Origin of the sequence: Streptosporangium sp. NBC_01639 (genome assembly GCF_045209755.1) — a bacterium.
In the GTDB taxonomy this organism is placed as follows: Bacteria; Actinomycetota; Actinomycetes; order Streptosporangiales; family Streptosporangiaceae; genus Streptosporangium.
The window spans coordinates 2,890,536-2,910,568 of record NZ_CP109272.1 but is presented as its reverse complement, the minus strand read 5'-3'; the positions used below and the strand labels follow the sequence as shown (position 1 = coordinate 2,910,568).

15 protein-coding genes are annotated in these 20,033 nt (G+C 70.3%); 5 read left to right on the top strand and 10 right to left on the bottom strand.

The window, feature by feature from the left end:
- Positions 1 to 208 precede the first annotated feature (208 nt).
- Positions 209 to 1,063 carry a LysR family transcriptional regulator gene (locus OHA77_RS13030; protein WP_406318292.1) on the bottom strand — a complete coding sequence of 285 codons (855 nt, stop codon included), beginning with the start codon at positions 1,061 to 1,063 and terminating at the stop codon, positions 209 to 211.
- 189 nt (positions 1,064 to 1,252) lie between these two features.
- Between OHA77_RS13030 and OHA77_RS13025 the strand changes: the two genes are divergently transcribed.
- Complete coding sequence (locus OHA77_RS13025) at positions 1,253 to 1,756, top strand: SRPBCC family protein (RefSeq protein ID WP_406318291.1); 504 nt, start codon at positions 1,253 to 1,255, stop codon at positions 1,754 to 1,756.
- On the opposite strand, the gene OHA77_RS13020 is transcribed toward OHA77_RS13025, so the two are convergent.
- From OHA77_RS13020 to chrA, 3 genes are all read right to left on the bottom strand, one after another.
- Positions 1,681 to 2,415: a DUF4158 domain-containing protein gene (locus tag OHA77_RS13020; protein WP_406318290.1), complete on the bottom strand. Its 735-nt coding sequence runs from the start codon at positions 2,413 to 2,415 to the stop codon at positions 1,681 to 1,683. The two genes, OHA77_RS13025 and OHA77_RS13020, sit on opposite strands and share 76 nt — an antisense overlap.
- 278 nt (positions 2,416 to 2,693) lie before the next feature.
- Positions 2,694 to 3,023 (bottom strand): hypothetical protein, encoded by a 330-nt coding sequence (locus tag OHA77_RS13015; RefSeq protein ID WP_406318289.1) that lies wholly within the window; start codon positions 3,021 to 3,023, stop codon positions 2,694 to 2,696.
- A gap of 503 nt (positions 3,024 to 3,526) precedes the next feature.
- Positions 3,527 to 4,696 carry a chromate efflux transporter gene (gene chrA / locus OHA77_RS13010; protein ID WP_406318288.1) on the bottom strand — a complete coding sequence of 390 codons (1,170 nt, stop codon included), beginning with the start codon at positions 4,694 to 4,696 and terminating at the stop codon, positions 3,527 to 3,529.
- A gap of 457 nt (positions 4,697 to 5,153) precedes the next feature.
- On the opposite strand from chrA, the gene OHA77_RS13005 reads away from it, so the two are divergent.
- Both OHA77_RS13005 and OHA77_RS13000 read left to right on the top strand, forming a co-directional pair.
- Positions 5,154 to 5,828, top strand: coding sequence for a pyridoxamine 5'-phosphate oxidase family protein (locus tag OHA77_RS13005; RefSeq protein WP_406318287.1), 675 nt, complete (start codon positions 5,154 to 5,156; stop codon positions 5,826 to 5,828).
- A 4-nt stretch (positions 5,829 to 5,832) separates the two neighbouring features.
- A complete protein-coding gene (locus OHA77_RS13000; RefSeq protein WP_406318286.1) occupies positions 5,833 to 6,966 on the top strand; it encodes a globin domain-containing protein in 1,134 nt (377 codons plus the stop codon).
- Positions 6,967 to 7,145: 179 nt separating this feature from the next.
- Here the strand turns inward: OHA77_RS13000 and OHA77_RS12995 are convergent, their stop codons facing one another.
- The 3 genes from OHA77_RS12995 to OHA77_RS12985 all read right to left on the bottom strand — a co-directional run bounded on the left by OHA77_RS12995 (position 7,146) and on the right by OHA77_RS12985 (position 10,920).
- Complete coding sequence (locus tag OHA77_RS12995; protein ID WP_406318285.1) at positions 7,146 to 7,973, bottom strand: MBL fold metallo-hydrolase; 828 nt, start codon at positions 7,971 to 7,973, stop codon at positions 7,146 to 7,148.
- A 127-nt stretch (positions 7,974 to 8,100) separates the two neighbouring features.
- Positions 8,101 to 8,994, bottom strand: coding sequence for a serine/threonine-protein kinase (locus OHA77_RS12990; RefSeq protein WP_326820378.1), 894 nt, complete (start codon positions 8,992 to 8,994; stop codon positions 8,101 to 8,103).
- A gap of 27 nt (positions 8,995 to 9,021) precedes the next feature.
- Entirely contained in the window at positions 9,022 to 10,920 is a 1,899-nt protein-coding gene (locus OHA77_RS12985) for an N-6 DNA methylase (protein ID WP_406318283.1), read from the bottom strand.
- 83 nt (positions 10,921 to 11,003) lie between these two features.
- On the opposite strand from OHA77_RS12985, the gene OHA77_RS12980 reads away from it, so the two are divergent.
- Positions 11,004 to 11,801 carry a protein phosphatase 2C domain-containing protein gene (locus tag OHA77_RS12980; protein ID WP_326820380.1) on the top strand — a complete coding sequence of 266 codons (798 nt, stop codon included), beginning with the start codon at positions 11,004 to 11,006 and terminating at the stop codon, positions 11,799 to 11,801.
- A 159-nt stretch (positions 11,802 to 11,960) separates the two neighbouring features.
- On the opposite strand, the gene OHA77_RS12975 is transcribed toward OHA77_RS12980, so the two are convergent.
- Together OHA77_RS12975 and OHA77_RS12970 are read right to left on the bottom strand one after the other, a co-directional pair.
- Entirely contained in the window at positions 11,961 to 12,791 is an 831-nt protein-coding gene (locus OHA77_RS12975) for a phosphoribosylaminoimidazolesuccinocarboxamide synthase (RefSeq protein ID WP_406318282.1), read from the bottom strand.
- Between the two features lie 332 nt (positions 12,792 to 13,123).
- Complete coding sequence (locus tag OHA77_RS12970) at positions 13,124 to 14,002, bottom strand: alpha/beta fold hydrolase (RefSeq protein WP_406318281.1); 879 nt, start codon at positions 14,000 to 14,002, stop codon at positions 13,124 to 13,126.
- A gap of 109 nt (positions 14,003 to 14,111) precedes the next feature.
- Here OHA77_RS12970 and OHA77_RS12965 point away from each other — a divergent pair, with 109 nt between their 5' ends.
- Positions 14,112 to 14,747, top strand: coding sequence for a TetR/AcrR family transcriptional regulator (locus OHA77_RS12965; RefSeq protein WP_406318280.1), 636 nt, complete (start codon positions 14,112 to 14,114; stop codon positions 14,745 to 14,747).
- 236 nt (positions 14,748 to 14,983) lie between these two features.
- On the opposite strand, the gene OHA77_RS12960 is transcribed toward OHA77_RS12965, so the two are convergent.
- The gene (locus tag OHA77_RS12960) at positions 14,984 to 20,029 is read right to left on the bottom strand and encodes a DNA repair ATPase (RefSeq protein ID WP_406318278.1); all 5,046 of its coding nucleotides are present in this window, start codon (positions 20,027 to 20,029) and stop codon (positions 14,984 to 14,986) included.
- Positions 20,030 to 20,033: the final 4 nt, after the last annotated feature.

Sequence of the window (20,033 nt, the reverse complement as noted above, 5' to 3'; positions counted from 1 at the left end):
ATCCGAGCCGTTACAGCCCGATATATCGTCCGACATGGCTTAACGCAGCAAATGCGCAGTTCAGAGGTTAAACAACAAGCTGAGATGGTGTCTTTAAACCACGAGTAGCCGAAGAACGATCATCAGGTCGAGAGGCGGCCGGTCGGCGTCGTCAGGCTCGCCGACTGACTGCTGTGATGAGTGGATTCGCTCTCCGCCAGCATGTTCTTCAGCGCCGCGAGCCTGGACTCGGCAGGGTGTCGACGGCCTCGGCGAGGGCACGGATGAGCGGGTTGGTGTCGGTGGCGCGCCAGGCGAAAGCCCATCGAACGGGCGGCGCATCGGTCACGGGGACATAGGCGAGGTCCGGTCGAGGATAGAAGCGGGCGGCCTCGGCGGCGGCGGCACCGACGGCTTGTCCAGTGCTGATGACCTTGAGCTCGTCCTCCCAGTTGGAGATGACCGGGCCGCGGGCGACCGGGCGCCCGGACGGGGTGTGGAAGGGTTGGAACGCCTCTTCCATAGATGCCGGGATCGGTGATCGGTGTCCCATGAAGGTCAGGTCTCCGTAGTCCTCCAAGCTCAGCGATTCCCGGTCGGCGTACGGATGAGTGGCGGTCATGACGACGACGACCGATGAGGTGTGGGTGACCGGACCGGTGGTGATGTCGGGTTCGCCGACCGGCAGCCACAGATGGGCCACGTCGACCTCACCGGCTCGAAGCGATGTGAGCGGGTCGACGACGTTGAGTTCGCGATGCACGAGCCGGACAGTCGGACGTCGGTTGCGGAACCGATCGACGATCTCGCGGATCATCCAGCCCTGCGGGCCCATGCTGCCGAGCGTGAGCACACCGGCGATGCCTTCGGCGGTCATTCGCGCGCGTGCCAAGCTGTCGTTCAGGCTCGTGTAGATCGGTTGAAGGTCGTCGCGGAGTTGCTGGCCCAGCGGGGTGAGGCGGATCTGACGGCGGTTAGAGCGGTCGAACAGTTCCCCGCCCAGCCGGCGTTCCTGCTGACTGATGGCTTGGCTGATACGGGCCTGGGACACGTGCAGACGTTCGGCCGCCCGGCCGAAATGCAACTCCTCGGCCAGCGTCAGGAAGATCTCGATGTCTCGAAGTTCCACAAGCCCCGCCCCTAGTCATAACCCGTGCGTTATCGGCACGGGCGTGAAGTCTACGTTGATCCAGGCCAGGGTCTTGACGAGAGTGGACGGAGCAAACGGCTGGCGAACGCCCAGCCCGCTCGTGATCACGCATAGGGGGCCCAGATGTTGCAGGAGATTCGCTACCGCGGACCGTCGCTGGATGAGCTGCACAACAACTACGCCAAGCGGCACCGGATCGACGAGGAGGCGCCCATCCGCTCCGCGCACGAGGTGGTGATCGACGCACCGGCCGAGCGGGTCTGGGGCCTGCTCGCCGACCCCACCGCATGGTCGGCATTCGACCAAGCCATCCACGACGTGCGCATCGCGGGCGACGGCGACATCACGGTGGATACGCCGTTCACCTGGGTCAACGGCCGTACCGCCATCACCTCCCGGTTCGCCGTCGTCGAGCCGCTCCGCGAGATCACCTGGACCGGCAGCGCGATGGGCTCGCGCGCCGCGCACCGCCACCTCATCACCACCCGGCAGGACGGAACCACGCTCCTGCGAACCGAGGAGTCCATGGCCGGCACCCTGCTCGGGCTCTTCTACAACAGCGCGAAACTGCACGCCGAGCTGACGCGCTGGCTCGGCTCGATCAAGACAGCCGCCGAGCAGCCGTGACTCTGGCAGTCACGGCAAGGACATGGTCTGCTCCAGCAGCAGGTCCAGCACCGCCCGCTGCCGCGCGCTGGGCAGCGCGGCCAGGGTGTCGTGCAGGTGTCCCGCGTCGCCCGCTCCCGCTCGCGCGCCACCAGCCGGGTCAGCGTGCTGATCCCGGGCAGCAACACGTCATTTTGCCGCAGCCAGCGCACCGCGTACTGGAAGCACGCGGTCGGGCCGTCGCCGGTGTTCCAGGCGTGCGCCCGCACCTTGCCCGCCAGCTCGGTCTCGGCCGAGGCGAAGTCCGTCAGACCGAACGCCTTGGCGATCTCCCAGGTGTGTTCCAGCCGCGTCTTGTCCCGCTCGGTGTAACGCTTCACGCAGGACGGATCATCGATCTGCAGTTGGGCGGCGACGACGTCCAGGACCTCGTTCGGCACCTCCAGCGGATCGGTCAGAAAGCACCTCAGATAGCGAACGGTCACCAGCTGGAGAGCGAAGCCGCATCTGATATGTCGGCCGGGATGCCCCTTGATGAGGGCCATGTCCTCGTTGTCGAGGAAAAAGATCTTCTCCTGCTCGGCCCGGGAGGGCGGACCGTCGTAACGGCCGCACTTCGCCGCTTCTGAGTCGCTCGGGAAGTCGACAGGCGTGTACGCAACGTATGACCCAACAGACACAGCGTCATCAGAGCGACACAACCGTTACCAACCGCTACCTACTGTCACGCAATGTAGATCAAGGTTGCGCTGTGAAACTGAACAGGATCCGGCGTTAACCGCGTCCAGAAGACTGCAGCGGCACGGGGTTACTGACCTGGGAGGACTCCGTTAACGCCGGATTCCGTTCCAAATCTCTCTGACCCCCGGAACCCTCTAGGTCTAGAGGGCGTTCGCGGCGGTCGGCGGGCACCAGTTCGTCAAGATGCACGGGTACATCGGGCTGCGGTCGGTACGGTTCAGGCGCCGCGACCACGCCGCCGCTGCTCGGCCCAGCGGAGGCGGGCGTCGGTCACCAGCTCGACGATCGCCTTGTCCCGGGTGGCCGGGTGGCTGCCGAGTCCCTTGCCGCTCAGGTGGTAGGCGGGGGCGCCGCCGCGGTGGCGGGCCTCCCACCCGGAACGGGTTTCCCGGGCCGACAGGTGCGGGCGGACGGTGCCGATGATGTCGCCGGCAACGATGACCCAGGAGGCGCCGTCGACGTCGCCCATGGCCAGGACCTGAGCGGCGTCGAGCTCGTCGTCGGTGTACCAGCGACGGCGTTGGCCGGATCTCCGTAGCGCTCCCACACCGCGGCCTCGGCGGCCTCGGCGGGCTTGGCGGTGGGCGTGGCCACCGGGTAGGGCGGCGGCGTCCGGGGCGGCTGGGCAGCGGCCGGTGCGGCCCTGCCCGGCTCGGTGGCTGGCTCGGGAACGATCGGCTCGGGTGCGGGGACCGGCTCGTCTACCGGCTCGGGGACGGCCTGGTGGTCGACCGGCGCCGACGGATCTGGCCCGAGTGCCGGGACCGGGGGAGCCGTGGGATCGGCGCCATCTGGTGCCGTATTCGCTGTCGTGCCGACCTCGGTCTCAAGGTCGGCCTCGATGCCGTGGCGTTGCAGCCACTTGCGCGCGGTGTCGGCCTTCATCCCGCCGCGTTCGCCCAGCAGGCGCCCCAGCAGCCGTTGGGGCACGCCCATGCTTCGCAGCTGCCGGGCCACCGTCAGCAGGTCGCTCTCCAGCGCGCTCGTGCGGGCCCGCGCCGCGATGAGATCACTGGGTGCGGCTGGAATACTAACTCTGGAGGTTCAACCTCAGTAGCTGAGCGCCGCTCGCACCAGGCCGATCGCGGCGGCCACCGCGATGAACCAGACGGTGCTGAGCCGGGTGCGCCACTGCAGCAGCAGCGCCAGTACGGCGAGGCCGACGGTGATCGGGTCCACGAACGCGTCACCCGCGAGCTGGAGGGTGACTCCCGCCATCAGGGCCAGGGCGGTGGCGTTGACCCCGTCCAGGAAGGCCGAGGACCAGGCGCGGTCGCGGATGCGGTCGACGACGCGGCTGAGCAGGCCGACGAGGAGGAACGACGGTGCGAAGATCCCCGCTGTGGCCAGCACCGCGCCGGGGAATCCGGCGACCACGTAGCCGACGAAGGTGGCGGTGGTGAACAGCGGCCCGGGGGTGACCTGACCGATGGAGACCGCGTCGAGCAACTGGGTCCGGGTGATCCAGCCGAGCCGGTCGACGAAGTCGCCCTCCAGGAAGGCGAGCAGCACGTAGCCGCTGCCGTAGAGAACCGAGCCGATCTTCAGGAAGTCCAGGAAGAGCTGGGCGAGCCGGCCGCCGGTGGGGTCGGGGAGCCGGGGGCCGACCAGGAACGGCAGCGCCGCCACGGCCGGCGGACCGCCACCGGGCGGCCGGCTCTCCCAGGTGCGCACCGCCGTCACCACCAGCCCGCCGGTCGCCAGGATGGCGAGCTCATCGGCCCCGATCAGGTAGGCCGCCAGGGCCGCCACGGCGACGGCCGCGGTCAGCCGGTCCCTGATCGCGGTCCGCAGCAGCCCCACCAGAGCCCAGACTACGATGGCCACGACCACCGGCTTGATCCCGTACAGCAGGCCCTCGACGGCAGGTGTCTGGCCGTACCGGACATATGCCCAGGCCAGCGCCAGCACGATGGTGAACGCGGGAAAGATGAAGCACACTCCGGCGACGATCAGCCCGCGCCGGCCCGCCCGTTCGTGACCGAGGTGAATGGCCAACTCGGTGGAGTTGGGGCCGGGAATGAGGTTGACTGCGCCCATCAGGTCGACGAAACGCTCGTCGGACACCCAGCCGCGGCGCCGTACCAGCTCCTCGCGCATCATCGCGATGTGCGCGGCGGGGCCGCCGAACCCGATCAGGCCCAGTTTCAGGAAGACCCCGGCGACCTCACGCAACGGGTGGGCCGGGCCGTCGCGGGTCTCGCCATCCGAACCGCTCATCAGTGGCCTCCCGCCGGGCAATCGCCGAATCGTGTGTCGTTCACGACTCCGCTGAACGGCAGGGGGGCGGCCGGATGACGGATGGCCTGCCATGCCCGCGAAATCGTAGAACACGACCGGTCCGTTGCCCACCACCTGGGCGCTGTGTCCGGGTGCGGTGAGAAGCCGTCACCGGACCAGTGACCTGCCGTAACGGCCTTTCCCGACCGGCTGCGACGGGGTGGCGCCGGGTCCGGAGGGCGGCGGGGCGCGAGGCGAATCCCGGGAGACAGGAATAGCTGAGTTGTCCTCATGACTGACGAAGAAAACTTTCCCAACCATTTCGGACAAGGGAGAACATGGTCTAGGCTCCATCGCTTATGTGGGCAGGATTGTTCGGTTCGGTCTTCCGCTCTGGTGCGAGCCGGCGCCCGCTCGTGTCGCAAGCCTCGTGTTCAGGACCAATAGGAGCGATGTGATGGGGCAGTACGCGCCGCGCGGGGGTCTGGATGACGGCGAAGGACTGCCGGGTTCAAGGGGGGAGCACGTCCTCCAGCGGCTTTTCGCCACCAGAGAGCGGGCGGAGCGGTTCTACGACCGGCAGGTCGTCGACCGTCTGACGCCGCACATGCGCGAGTTCGTCGCCCGTCAGGAAATGGTCTTCGTGGGGACCTCGGACGCGGCGGGCAACTGTGACACGTCGTTCCGGGCGGGCCCGCCCGGTTTCGTCCGGGTCATGGATGACACGAGGCTGATGTACCCGGAGTTCCGGGGGAACGGCGTGCTCGCCAGCATGGGAAACATGCTGGAGAACGCGCACATCAGCCTGCTGTTCGTCGACTTCTTCGAGGACCTGGTCGGACTGCACGTGAACGGTGCGGCGACCATCGTGACCGCCTACGACGCGGTTCGCCGCTACGGGCTGGAGGACGAGGACCGCACCGTGCCCGGCCGCCGCGCCGAGCGCTGGATCACGGTGGAGGTCGAGGAGGCCTACATTCACTGCTCCAAGCACATCCCGCTGCTGGTCAGGCAGGACCGCAGGGAGCGCAGGCCGGAGGGGCGCAGGCCGGCGGGGGACGACTACTTCGGGGTCGGGCAGGTGAGGTCCGCCGGGCGGGAGCGGGAGGTAGCGGGGAAGTCGGTCGAGTGACGATATGACAATTGACATCGGGCTGATCCGCTACAGCTGGTCTCTCGTCGAGCCGGTGGCCGGCAAGCTTGCCATGCACTTCTACGGCAGACTTTTCGCGAACTACCCGCACATCCGGGAGATGTTCCCTCCCGCGATGGACATGCAGCGCGACCGCCTGCTTCAGGCGCTCACCCAGGTGGTGCTCAACCTGGAGGACGGTGAGGGACTGAGCGACTACCTCGGCACGCTCGCCCGCGACCACCGCAAGTACGGGGTCCGGCCCGAGCACTACCCCGCCGTTGGGAGCTGCCTGGTCGCCGCGATGCGGTACCACGCGCAGGGCGCCTGGCTGCCCGCCTACGACGACGCCTGGATGACCGCCTACAACTTCATCGCCGAGGTGATGATCCAGGCGGCCGAGCAGGACGCCGCCCAGACGCCCCCGACCTGGGTCGGCACCGTGGTGTCGCACGAGGTACGCACCCCCGAGGTGGCCGTGATCACGGTCGCCCCCGACCAGCCGTACCCGTTCCGGGCCGGCCAGTACGCCACCCTGCAGAGCGCGCACTGGCCCCGCGTATGGCGCTCCTACTCGATAGCGAACGCGCCCCGCGAGGACAACCTGCTCTCGTTCCACGTGCGGATGGTCTCCGGGGGATGGGTCAGCACAGCGCTGATGCACCACACGCGCCCGGGGGACAGCCTCCTGCTGGGACCGCCACGAGGATCCCTCGTGCTCGACCGGGCGAGCAGTTCGCACCTGGTCTTCATCGCGGGAGGTACGGGTCTGGCCCCCCTCAAGGCGCTCATCGAGGAGTCGGTGTGGGTGCCCGACCGCCCCGCCATCGACCTCTTCCACGGCGTCCGGCGCAGCGCCGACGCCTACGACAACGGGGACCTGCAGCGCCTGCGGGCACAGCACAGGCGCCTGCGGATCGTCCAGACGGTGTCCGACGAGCCGCAGCAACGGCCCAGGCACAACGCCGTGGACGCGCTGGACTATCACCGGATCATCCCGCGCGGAGACGTCTTCGTCTGCGGCTCCACCGAGATGGTGCGGGTGACGACCGCTCGCCTGGTCGCCATGGGAGTGCCGTACGACCGCATCCACACCGAATTCGCCCCGGGAGGCGCGCCCACCCTCGCGAGGCTCTGAGCGGCCGCCGTCCTGTCGGAGCCGGACGCCGGGCCCGGGGCCGGGAACAGGCGCCCGGCCAGAGGCGGACGGGTCAGTGGCGGACGGGTCAGTGGCCACCGGCCGGAGAGCAGGTGCCCCGGCCGGTGGTGGACGGGTCAGCGGCTGAGGAGCAGGTGCCCCGGCCGGTGGCGGACGGGTCAGTGGTCGGAGACGCCCCACCGGTCCACCGGGCGGCCCAGGGCGGTCCTGGTGGTGTCCTCGGGGTAGGGCGACAGCCGTACGGCGTCCTGGATGCTCATCCGGCCCGCCGCCACCTCCCGGCAGAGCCCGGCGACGGCGCCGATCTCGGCCCGCTGGGCGGCGACGAACCCGCGATCCACCGGATCCCCGTGCCCGGGCACGACGACGGCGTCGTCGCCGGCGAGCCCGAGCAGACCGTCGACGGTGGCCGGCCACTCGAGCGGGTAGGCGTCGCCGTAGGCGGGCGGCGCGCCGTTCTCCACCAGGTCGCCGGCGAACACCGCATTCGCGTCCGGCACATGGACCACCAGGTCGTTGCCGGAGTGACCGCGGCCGAAGTAGGTCATGACCACGCGCCGCCCGCCGACGACCGACTCCGCGCGATCGGTCACGAGATGATCCGGCAGCACGATCTCCGTCCCGGCGATGTCGTCGGCGATGTCCGCGCGCCCCTTCTCCCGGTACCGCCGCGCCCAGGCTTCTTTCGTGCCGGCCCCGTCCTCGGCCAGGTCCGCCCGGCAGCCCTCATGCGCCCAGACGGGGCACTCCAGGAACGGCCGCGTGCCGAAGCTGTGGTCGAAGTGCGAGTGAGTGATCACCACCGTCCACGGATCCCGGGTGATCCGCCGCACCTCGGCGGCGAGCTCCGCCCCCTGCCGCTCGTCCCCTCGCGTGTCGACCACCAGGCAACCGCCGTCGCCCATGACCAGTCCCACCGACAGGTCCAGCTCGGCATATCGCCGGACCAGCACCCGATCGGCCACTTCCACCCATCGACTCTCCATGAACGGCATTCTCCCCGGAGTGCCGCGGCACCGCCGGACGGTGGGGCGGCGGGTCTCAGGTCGCAGCCGGTCGCAGTGCCGGCACCGGCCGCGGCCGCGCAGGTGATAGGCCTGACCCCGGTGGAGGTCAGGCGAGGACGCGGCCGACCATCCGGGCGTACATCCGGCCGGGGCTGGGCACCGACGGCGGGTTCAGGAAACCGGGGAGCATCGGCAGGTCCACGGCGAAGGACTGCAGGCGTTCATAGAGGAGGTCGGCGCTCGCCGGGCGCCGTTCGGGATCCTTCTCCAGAAGATCCTCGATCAGCCGGTTCAGCTCCGGGGAGACGCCGGGGACGGCGGGCGGGCGCTCCTTCACCTGACGCTCGAAGACGGCGTACTCGGTGGGGCCGGTGAAGAGCTGCCTGCCCGTCAGCATCTCGTGGATCACGCAGCCGAGGGCGTAGAGGTCGCTGCGGGGACCGGCGAGACCGCGCTGGATCTGCTCGGGAGCCATGTAGGCCGGGGTGCCGAGAATCTGGCCGACCCGGGTGAACCGGGTCGAGTCCGCTTCGCGGAGGATGGCCAGGCCGAAGTCGAGCACCTTGACGCTGCCGTCGGGACAGAGCATCAGGTTGGTCGGCTTGAGGTCGCGGTGGTAGATGGAGAGCGCGTGGGCGGCCGACAGCACGGCACACGCCTGGGCGGCGATCGCGGCCGCCCAGGGGACCGGGAGCGGGCCGTGCTCGCTGACCAGGTCGGCCACGGTCACGCCCTCGATGAACTGCATCACCTGGAAGAGCCGCTGGTCGAAGGTGCCGAAGTCGTAGAGGACGGGCGCTCCGGGGTGCTCCAGCTTCGCCAGGATCCGGGCCTCCCGCAGGAAGCGCCGGTTCAGCTCCTCGTCCGGACCGCTGAGCAGGCGCAGGAACTTGACGGCCACCTTGCGGTCGAGATGCCTGTCATGGCCGCCGTAGACCGCGCCCATGCCGCCCTGGGCGAGAGGGAGGTCGTCGAGCACGTATCGGTCGCCGATGACCATCCGGCCCTCCCCTGGACGTATAGGAAGTCACACTCCTTGGTCGCACGGCCGGAGGTGGCCGTCGACCAGTCCGTCAAAGCCTAGCCGGATCAGCGTTTCCCCCAGCGTCGTCGTCTCGCGCACCCTGTCCTCCAGCGCGAACAGCTCACGGAAGGCCGTGCCGTACCGCCGCTGGTCGGCAAGGGGAAGCATGGGCACCCGCGCCCGGCGCACATCCAGGCGGCTGGAGCTGGGGTGGACGCGGGCCGCGTCGGCGGAGCGGAGGAAGCCGGCCAGGAAGTCGGCGTCGAGCCGCTGCGGGTCGACGCGGTAGAGCGTGAGCTGCGGGCCGAGCGCCGCGCCGCTCCGGGTGACCACCCGGACCGTGCCCAGGGTGGTGGTCACCACGTCCCCGGGCCTGATCATGACCAGGGCCGGGTCAAGGGTGGTCCTCCCGGAGGGAGGCGTGCCCAGTGCGGTGTCGTCGGCGGTCAGGACCGGCAGCGGGCCCTCGTCGGCCGTCATCTTGGCCGGAGCCTGCAGGATGGTGATCAGGCCCGCCTTGGCCAGCTCGCCGACGGTGGTGGTCGGCAGGTCCTGCCGCTCGGTGAGCAGCTCAAGCGCCGGAGGGGCCACCGGCAGCATGGCCGAGGTGTCGCGGAAGCGGTTCAGTGCGTCGGTGAAGTCGCGCAGGAAGTCCGGGCCGCCCAGCTGCGGGCGGTGCCGGGCCGGGGTGAGGTCCACCTCGTCGTCGAGCAGGTCGATGATCCGCACGGTACGGCCGCCGCCGGACGGCTCGGCCTCCGGATCACGGAGGTAGGCGTGCCAGGCGGGCTCCACGGCCGACAGGTCCTCGCTCGCGTCCATCATCAGCAGCCGGGACGGCGGGTGGCCTCCGTCGGGCCGGCGCAGGATCCACAGGTCGGGGCCGCCCAGGCCCAGTGTCACCACGGCCCGCAGCGCCCCGGTGCGCAGCAGGTTGCCCCGGATGCGCTTGCCGGGACGGCGACCGGCCGCCGCCGTCGGCATCAGGATCACCACCAGGCCCCCCGGTCTCACGTGGGCCAGGCAGTGCTGGACCCAGGCCAGCTCGGACTCCCCGCGTGGCGGCAGGCCGTACTCCCATCGGGGGTCGCCGGTCAGCTCCTCGTATCCCCAGGCGCGCTCGTTGAACGGAGGGTCGCAGACCACGGCGTCGGCGAGCTCGCCGGCCAGGCCGTCCTCGCGCAGCGAGTCGCCGGCGACGACCCGGGCAGTGGCTCCGCGCAGCAGCAGCCGGACCGCGGCGAGCAGCGCGTTCGTCTCGTTGGTCTCCTGACCCAGTGAGGCACCGGCGTGCAGGAGGAGGGTTCCGAGGCCGCAGGCGGGGTCGAGGACGGTCCCGGAGTCCTGGCCGGCCAGCCGGGACATGAGGGCGGCCACGTCGTCCCTGGTCACCGAGAGCTGACGGGAGTGGGCCTCGACATAGCGCTCGCAGAGGAACTCGAAGGTGTCCAGCGGGCCCCGCTCGGCGGCCAGTTCGGCCACCAGCCTGACGAGCGCGAGGTCGTCCAGTCGTAGGTCGGGGGAGCCGGGAAGGTCTGTCGTCGCGGCGGTCAGGCTGGTGAGAGACTGTGTGCCGTGTTTCCGCCACGCCTCCGGTTCCCGCTGCAGGAACAGCAGGAACGCGCCGACCCTGCCCACCAGGTCGCCCAGGCGCAGGTCGTCGACCGAGGTCCGCAGCCGCTGCCAGACCAGGTCGCCAAGAGAGACCTCGAACGACTTGCCGTTGCGGCGCAACCACGCGGCGATCTCGGGCAGGGAGAACAGCGGGCTGGAGGCGGTGCCCCCGACAGGCTGGGGAAAGTCATCATGGCGGCGGCGCCAGTTGCTCACCGCGGCCCGGCCGACGGAGGCGAGCCGGGCGATGTCGCCCGCGTTCACCGTGATGTCCTGGCTCTCCTCCATGTTGGCCACAGTAGTTCACTGTGCCTTAACGGTCTACAACATCTTTGCTTGTGAAGTGCTTCAACCAATGCTTTACTGCCTTCATGGCACTGAACGAAGGATTGGCCCTGCGATATGCGGCCCGCTCCGACGTAGGCGTCCGCCGTGAGGCGAACGAGGACTCGGGCTACGCGAGCGCGCGCCTGCTCGCCATAGCCGACGGCATGGGCGGTCACGCGGGTGGGGAGGTCGCCAGCTCACTCGCCGTCACCGCCCTGGTGGCCCTGGACGAGGGCCTTCCGGCCGGCGGTGTCGACCTGGTCGCCGCCCTGAAGGGCACGGCCACGGACGTCAACCACACGCTGCACGACATGAGTGAGCAGGACCCCACGTTACGGGGGATGGGCACCACGCTGACCGCCATGCTGTGGGACGGCGCCACCTTCGCCCTCGCCCATGTCGGGGACTCCCGCGCCTACATGCTGCGCGGCGGCGCTCTGTACCAGATCACCCATGACCACACCCTGGTCCAGTCACTGGTGGACGAGGGCCGCATCACCCCCGAGCAGGCCGCCGAGCACCCGCGCCGGGCCATGGTGTTGCGGGTCCTCGAAGGCACCGGCGACGGCGAACTGGACCTGTCCCTGCGCGAGGCCCAGCCGGGCGACCGCTACCTGCTCTGCTCCGACGGCCTGACCGGAGTGGTCGGCCCGGAGACCCTGTTCAACACGCTCACCGAGATCGCCGATCCCGACGAGGCCGCCCGGTGGCTCATCGACCTGGCCAACCGGGGCGGTGGCCCCGACAACATCACCTGCATCGTGGCCGACTTCGGAGCCCATCCGGTCTCCGCCGAGCGCCTGGTCGTGGGCGCCGCGGCCGAGCGGAAGCTGACGCCCTGAGGCCGTTCCGCCGGACGGGAGGCGGTGTTCGCACACCTCTACGGGACTCGTCCCCCCGTCCGGTCGCGGGGAGCCGGTCTCCGTTCGCCCGAGAGGGCACGGCATCCACGGAACGCGGACGCCGGTCCTTCCCCTCGGTGAGGCCCTACCGGCGCGCGATCACCAGGTCTTGCCCGTGATGCGTTCGTACGCCTCGATGTAGCGGGCCCGGGTGACCTCCACGACCTCGGCGGGCACCTCCGGGGCGGGCTCCTTCTTGTCCCAGCCCGTGCCGGTCGCCCAGTCGCGGACGTACTGCTTGTCGAACGAGAACTGGGCGTGACCGGGCTCCCACCGGTCGGCGGGCCAGAACCGCGAGGAGTCGGAGGTCAGCACCTCGTCGCCGAGCACGAGCGTGCCGTCGGCGGCCCAGCCCAGCTCGATCTTGGTGTCGGCGATGATGACGCCCCGCTCCGCGGCGAGCTCGGACCCCCGCCGGTAGACCTCCAGCGTGATCCGTCGTAGCTCCTCGGCGACCTCCGCGCCCTCCTGGGCGACCACGTCGTCGAAGGCGATGGGCTCGTCGTGCTGGCCGAGTGGAGCCTTGGTGCTCGGAGTGAAGATCGGCTCGGGGAGCCTGGAGCCGTCCACCAGGCCGGGGGGCAGCGGCACACCCGAGACCGATCCGTGGGTCCGGTAGTCCTTCAGCCCGCTGCCGGTCAGGTAACCGCGTGCGACGCACTCGACCTGCACCATCGTCAGCTTCCGGCACCGTACGGCGCGGCCCTCGAACTCGGCGGGCACGTCGGTGGCGGAGACCACGTGGTTGGGCACGATGTCGGCGAGCTGCTCGAACCACCACAGGGAGAGCTGGGTGAGGATCTTCCCCTTGTCGGGAATGGGCGTGGGCAGGATCACGTCGTAGACCGACACGCGGTCGGAGGCCACGAGGATGATGTCCCCGCGGTCCTCGTATACGTCGCGGACCTTCCCGGAGTGGAGAAGCTTCACCGTGCTCCCTGCTCTTGCGCGGTCTCGTCGGCCGTGGGGGCCGTCGACCGCTGATCGGAATGTACGTGCCGCACGTGAAGGCCATCCCGGCGGGCGCGGACCGATTGTGCGTAGACGAGGGAAAGTATAAGGAGGTGAGGACCGTCTCCACCGGTGCGGGGGCCACTCCCTCGATCCCACCGGGGAGATCAACGGGTCGCCTATGGACCGTGGGCCGGGCCGGAGATGTTCCGCTGTAGCCCCGGCATCCATGCCGGTGGGTCCGCGCCGTCTTCGGGCTCACCCGGATCCCGCAGACGGGGTGGTCGCCTGTTCGAGGTGTGTGGCGGACTTCAACGGGTGAAGGCAAGGGAGCGGATCTGGTCGAGTATGGACGGCCAGAGGGCTCTGGGCAGGTCGTGACCCATGCCGGGATAGGTGACCAGCCGTGCGCCGGGGATGGCGGCCGCTGTGGCCCGGCCGGCCTTGAGCCGGATGACCGGGTCGTCCTCACCGTGCAGGACGAGAGTGGGGATCCGCACCTTGGCCAGTGCCTTGCGCCGGTCCCCGGAGACGGTGACCGCGGCGCGCTGGCGCGCGTCGCCTTCGGGAGTGCCGGGGTTGCGCTCGTAGGATCGGCGGCCGATGTCGCCCACCTCCTGCTCGTCGAAGGGGTAACGCGGGGAACCGATGAGCTTCTTCATCGCCACCGCCTCCTGTGCCGCCTGGTCCGGGCCGGTCACCGGCATGCTCGAGATTTTCATGATCGCTTTTAGGGTGGCCATTTTGGGGATGGTGCCGATCCGGGCCGCGGGGGTGGACATGATCGAGGTGAGGGTGCGCACCCGGGAAGGGTGCCGGATGGCGATGGTCTGGGCGATCATCCCGCCCAGCGAGGTGCCGACCAGATGCGCGGACTTCCACCCCAGTGCGTCCAGCACCGCGACGGCGTCCTCGGCCATGTCCTCCAGCCGGTACGGCGCCGAAGACGGGCGGGTCATGGTCGTGAACCAGCCGGGCGCAGGCGCGCCGGTCAGGTGAGTGGACAGGCCGGTGTCGCGGTTGTCGAACCTGGCGACCTGGAAACCGAGATCGACGAGCGCGTTGCACAGGTCTTCCGGGAAGATCAGCATCTGCACGCCCGTACCGCTGATCAGCAGCAGTGGTGCTCCGTCCGGGGTGCCGAAGGTCTCGTAGGCGAGTTCGACGTCTCCGTTGCGTGCTGTGCCCATGGGTCTGCCCTCTCGGTAGGTCATACTGTGTATGAACCAGTTTTCAGTGAATCTGAATTCGATGAATACAGATTTACCGAGTGGGAGTCTAGCTGTCAAGGAGGGGTGTGTGTCCGCATCCGAGCCGACGGCTGCAAGCCGTAAGGCCAAGGCCGCGCAGACCGAGGTCGCGCTGAAGGAAGCCGCCCGCCGGGTGTTCGCCCGCACCGGTTATCTCAATGCCAAGATCACCGACATCACCACCGAGGCGGGCCGTTCCGCCGGCTCGTTCTACAAGCACTTCGCGAGCAAGGAGGAGGTGCTCCAGGCGTTACTGGTCGACTGGTCCGCTCAGGCAGGTGAGGAACTGTCGGGCCATGAGGCGGGCGACGACCTGTCGCAGCAGCCCGCCCTGCGCGCCCGGGTGGCCACGTACTGGCACACCTACCAGGCGCACCTCCCTGAGATCCAGGCGCTGGGCCAGGCCGCACTGGTCGACCCGCAGTTCGCCGAGCAGGTGGCCCGGAGCAGGCACGCCCAGTTGCAGACCATGCGCGAGCACCTCCAGCGGCTCCAGACCGCCGGGTTCGACCTACCCGGCGACCCCGCGGTCCTGGCATCGGCGTTCAACGCCCTGCTTGAAGGGTTCTGCGAGGTCTGGATCGCCGGCGGCGGCGAACCCATCGGCCGGATCCTCGGGGACGACGAAGCGATCGACACCCTCACCGGGCTGCTCCAATACGGCCTCACCGGTCCCCGGCCGTAACGGCTCAGGGCATGGTCTCGCCGGTCCCGGACCGTAACGGCTCAGGGCACGGTCTCGCCGGTCCCCGGCCGTAACGGCTCAGGGCACGGTCTCATCGGTCCCCGGTCGTAACGGCTCACGCCGCCGTCTGCGACGGCATGAGCCGGCCGGTCCTGCCGCTCCTGACATGCCGCTCCCGAAACGCCGCTTCCGAAACGCCGTCATGTCCCGGCGGGTCAACCGCTCCGGCACCTCCGCTACGGCTCGGGGGACAGGCGGTCGGCGGCCTGCTCGATGGCCGTGCTCACCCGGTCGGCCAGCAGGCCGACCGCGCCGACCGCCCTGGTCACCGGGTCGTCACCGGCGCCGCCGAGCGCCTTCTCACGCAGGTAGGCCGCCTTCACCTCGGCCCACCGTCCGGCTTGCCCGGCCGTCATGATGCCCCGCAGTTCGGCCAGCTTGAGCAGGTTGGCCTCGGCGCCGGAGGTGAGGGTCCGGGCCTCGCCGAGGTAGTGGTCGTCGATCAACGCCTCCAGCTCGGCCCCGTTCATGACCGGGACGATCCTGGCGGCGAGCTTGTTCATGTTCCGGTAGGACCCCTGCAGCTGGAAGGGCGGCTCGGTCCTGGACGCGTCGGACTGGGCGGCCGAGGCGATGTAGGCCTGGTTGCCGGCCAGCACCACCCGCTGGACGCGGAGCAGGTGGCGCAGGACCGGGAGCACCTCGTCGAGCTCCGCGGCGGAGTACGGGTGGGAGAGCCGGTCGGCCCTGGCCGCGGGGTCGCCCTGCGCCAGCCGTACCAGGAGGCGGATGTCGCCGCGGTCCCGGGTGGACAGCGGAGCGAGGAACGGGTTGGAGGTGAGCGCGTTGTCGACGTAGCTCAACGCGAACAGCTCCTCCCTGCCGGACAGCACCTCACCGAGGTTCCACACGTCGGCACGGTTGGCGAGCATGTCGGGGATGCGGAACCGCGTGCCGGACTCGGTGTACGGGTTGCCCGCCATGCAGACCGCGAAGCGCTTGCCGCGCAGGTCGTAGGTGCGGGTCTCGCCCTCCCAGACACCCTCCATCCGCCGTTGGCCGTCGCACAGCGAGATGAACTTCTGCAGCAGCTCGGGGGAGGTGTGCTGGATGTCATCGAGATAGAGCATCACGTTGTTGCCCGTCTCCAGCGCGAACGAGATCTTCTCGACCTCCTGGCGGGCCGTCGCGTCGGGTGCCCGCGCCGGGTCCACCGAGGTGACCAGGTGCCCCAGGGCGGGGCCGCTGACCTTCACGAACATCAGGCCGAGCCGGCTGGCGACGTACTCCATGAGGGTGGTCTTGCCGTAGCCGGGCGGTGAGATGAGCAGCAGCAGGCCCATCTGGTCGGTCCGTTTGGCGTCACCGGCCGCGCCGATCTGCTTGGCCAGGTTGTCACCGATGAGCGGGAGGTAGACCTCGTCGAGGAGCTCGTTGCGCACGAAGGCGCTCATCACCTTCGGCCGGTACTCCTCCAGGCGCAGCCGCGCCCGCTCGGCGGCGACCAGGTCGTTGCGCCGCCGCTGGTAGGCGCGGTAGGCGGGGACGCGGTGCTCGCGGAAGTGCCGGGTCCGCCCGAGGAACTCGTCCAGGCGCAGCTCCAGCGTGCGCCCGGCGATCCGCGGATGCGTGCCGAGCAGCCCCTCGACCGTGGCGGTCAGAGCCGCGGAGGAGTCGTACCGGACCACCTCGCACAGCCGTACGGCCACCGCCTCCGGCAGTTCGGCCGGTGACTCGAACGCCCCCAGCCAGGCCTCGGCCAGCCGGTGACGTCCGGCGAGGTCGTCCCCGAGTGCCCGCAGGTCGTCGTCGAACTCCTGGCGTGACGTCCCCAGCGCCCGGTCGAACCGCTCCAGCAGCGACCGCGCCCCCGCGCTCGTCACGAACCCGGACGGTTCACCGGCCAGCTCCTCGAAGAGATACTCCCCGGCGAGCGCGAAGACGTCCTGACCGCCCGGCCCGTCCGTCCGCCCGGACCCGGCGGTCGCCTCCCCCGCAGTGCCGCCCGCAGTGCCGCCCGCAGTGCCGCCGAGCCCGGCCATGAAGGCCGCGATGGCCACGCCGAGCGCACGGCGCGTCTCCTCCACCGCGCCGACCCCGCCGAACAGGGCGCGCGCCCGCGCCAGCGAGACCGTCCGGGTGCTCCATGCCGCGCGCGAGGACTCGTCCACCCCGAAGGTCCAGAAGAGCTGGGCCGCCGCCCTCGCCGCGGGAGGGAAGCGCAGCAGGCCCGCGCCCGCGTGCAGCCGCAGCAGGGCCGTCAGGATCGCGGTCGCGTCGTGGTCGTGCACACCACGCTCGTAACCCTCGTCGTAACGGGCCTGCGCCACGGTACGGACGATCTCCAGCAGACCGCCCGCGTCGGCCGCCGAGCGCAGTCCGTCGAGTGTGACGGCCGCCCCGCCCGCGCTCAGCGTGCCGGCCTCGGCGGCGGCCAGGATGACGGCGGCCAGGTGCTCACCCCGGTAGACCTCAGCCGTCTCGGACACCAGCGACTGGCTCCAGAACGGCACGGTCTCGGCGAACGTCTCGTCGCGCACCGGCGAGCGGTAGTCGGTGCCGGTTATGGCGAACGTCGGCCGGCCCTCGTGCGGCACCAGCGTGAGGTCGGTGGCCTGGGTGTTGACGGCGAACCGGTGCCGTCCCAGGCGGATCGTCTCACCGCCGTCGGTGTACAGGTCGAGCCGGTCGCGCAGGGCGCGGCCCGCCTCCTGGCGGGCCGATTTGATCCGGCCCTCGATCTCCTCGGCCCGGACCGCCTCACCCAGCGCGCGCAGTTCCCCGGTCACACCGTGCAGCTTGACGACCATCGGGTCGGAGCCGAAGTAGGTGTTGACCTCGTCGAGCGAGCCGAGCCCGGCCGCCCGGCGGCGCACACCGACCAGGATCCGGGTGGCGGACTCCACCAGCCGGTCGGTTCTGCGGGCGCGCTCGTCCAGCAGTGCCTGCCGCCGCGCGGAGAACGCCTCGTAGACGTCCTCCCGCTTGGCCGCCAGCCGGGCCAGGAAGTCGTCGAACTCGGCGAAGCGCGACTCCAGGCCCTCCAGCTGGAGCATCAGCCGGCCGAGCTGCTCGTCGCAGCGCTCGGGGGTGCCGGCCAGCGCCAGCGCCCCGGTGATCGCCTGCCCCAGCAGCGTGAACTCGGCCGCGAACGCCGCCCGGCCCTCGCTCGCCAGCAGCTCCATCCGGCGCGCGTCCAGCGTGGCGCGGGCCCGGTTGATCCCGCCGAGCACCTCGCCGATCCGTTCCAGGATCGCGGTCCGCACGGTCGCGTCGGCGATGTCGAGAGTGCCGACCACCTCGACCACGACCTCCAGCCCCTGCGACTGCCCGGCCAGCCGCTCGCCGATCGGCTCGGCCTCGGCCACCGTGGCGATGGCCCCGGCGTCGGAGACCAGCCGCTCGACCTCCGCGTGGTAGCCGGCGAAGGCGTCCTCGCCCCGCAGGAAACCGGCCGCGCGCTGCGCGGTGGCGCCGAGTTCGGTGTCGAGCTCCGCGCGCAGCCCGTCGATCCGGCCGGTGTCCACGTAGCGCAGCTCGCGCAGGGTCACCAGACGGCCCTGGGCCCGCCGCAGCTCGGCGAGGTGGGTGATCCACCCCTGCGCGGAGCGCGGCTCCTGCGCGTGTGCCCGCCGTACCAGGGAGACGATCTCGTCGGCGGTGGTCTCCAGCGCGGTCGCGGCCTGCTCGGTGAGCGCCTGGACCTTCTCGAACTCCTCCAGCACCTGCTCGGCGGCGGCCCGCACGTCGGCGAGCGGGCCTCGCAGGCCGTGCTCGCCCAGCCAGTGGTAGTGGTCGAAGGCTCGGGCGCAGGCCGCGATCAGCGCCTCGAAAACAGGGACCGACGGCGCCATCTCCTCGATCATCCGGGCCACCGAGAGGCAGTCGGAGATCCCGCGCACCAGCTCGGCGTTGCCGATCCGTTCCAGCGGCCCGGTGCCCGCCGGCTGGGCGGCGGCATGCAGGTCCGACACGTACGGCGTCTGCCAGACCTGCATCGGGTGGACCCGGGTGGGCTCGTCCGAGGTCGCCTTGAAGACGATCAGCGTGCCGTCGTCGAACAGCGAGTAGCCGTGACAGGACAGCGGCGTGGAGACCTCTTTGCGGATCACGTTGTACGGCAGCAGCAGCGACCGGCCCTCGGCACGGGCGTGGAAGACGTAGAGCACGTCCTCACCGTTGGACGAGCGGATGACCCGCTCGAACTCCAGGTCGGAGACGTCGGTGTCGAAGGTCTTGCCGACCCCGGTGGACAGGTGGTAGCCGCCGGGGAAGATGATCCCCTGGTCATCGGGGAGGCGCTGGCAGGCCTGGCCGATGCCGTCGAGGCGGCTGACGTCCTTGGTCCTGGTGTTGAAGACCAGATGCCGCCACTCGGTCTCGTTGTAGGGCCGGACGCGCAGCAGGATCAGCGGGCCGACCCTGGCGTGGTGCACGTCCGCGTCGGCGAGGCTCTGCAGCGGCTCGGCGACCGGCTCACGGTAGACGCCCTCGCCGGTCTCCGTATTGTTCTCGATCTTGATGGTGAGGTCGCCGCCGACGGTCTCGACGAACATCTCACCCTGGATCGAGATGTGCGGGTGGCGGCCCGGCACGTGGTCGTCGCGGGTGGCCGGAATCCACTCGAAGTCGTGCGAGGGCGGGAAGGCGTGGTCGCGTTCGCCCCGGTCGTCGATGTAGGTGAGGCTGCCGTCCACGCCGACCTGCCAGCGCAGCACGCGGACATCCTGCGGACCCGTCTGGAAGACCGCCAGCATCCTGCCCTCGATCCGGCGGAGCTGGAGCAGCCGCGTCCCCCGGTAGTAGCGGTAGAGCTCGGCGAAGTCCCGCTCGAACTGCGGATGCCGGAACAGCGGTGCGGGGTCGAACCGGAAGGCGTCGCCGTCCAGGCCGCTCCCGGTGCCCGCCGCCCCCCGCACGAAGGTGTGCATGGAGAAGACGTCCCCGACGGCCGTCTCGGGCTTCAACCCCATGAACACGTTGTAGCCGAACAGGATGAGCCCCTGCCGGTGGTCGTGCCCGTCTCCCGTCTCCTCGCGCGGGCCCGCCGTCCCGCCGAGCGCCACGATGTCGCGGGGAACGCAGTTGTTCTCGGTACGGATCCGCTCGGTGCCGATCAGGCGGAGTTCGGTCCCGCCGAAGACCTCAAGGCGCCGGGCGTTGAGCGTCTCGGACCGCCGGGCCAGCACGGCCGCCCGCTCGGCGAGCCGGCCGCGGAGCACCTCGTAGGTGCCCGCGTCCAGCACGGAGTGGCCGCCCGGAGCGTCGGCGACCTCTGTCATGGGC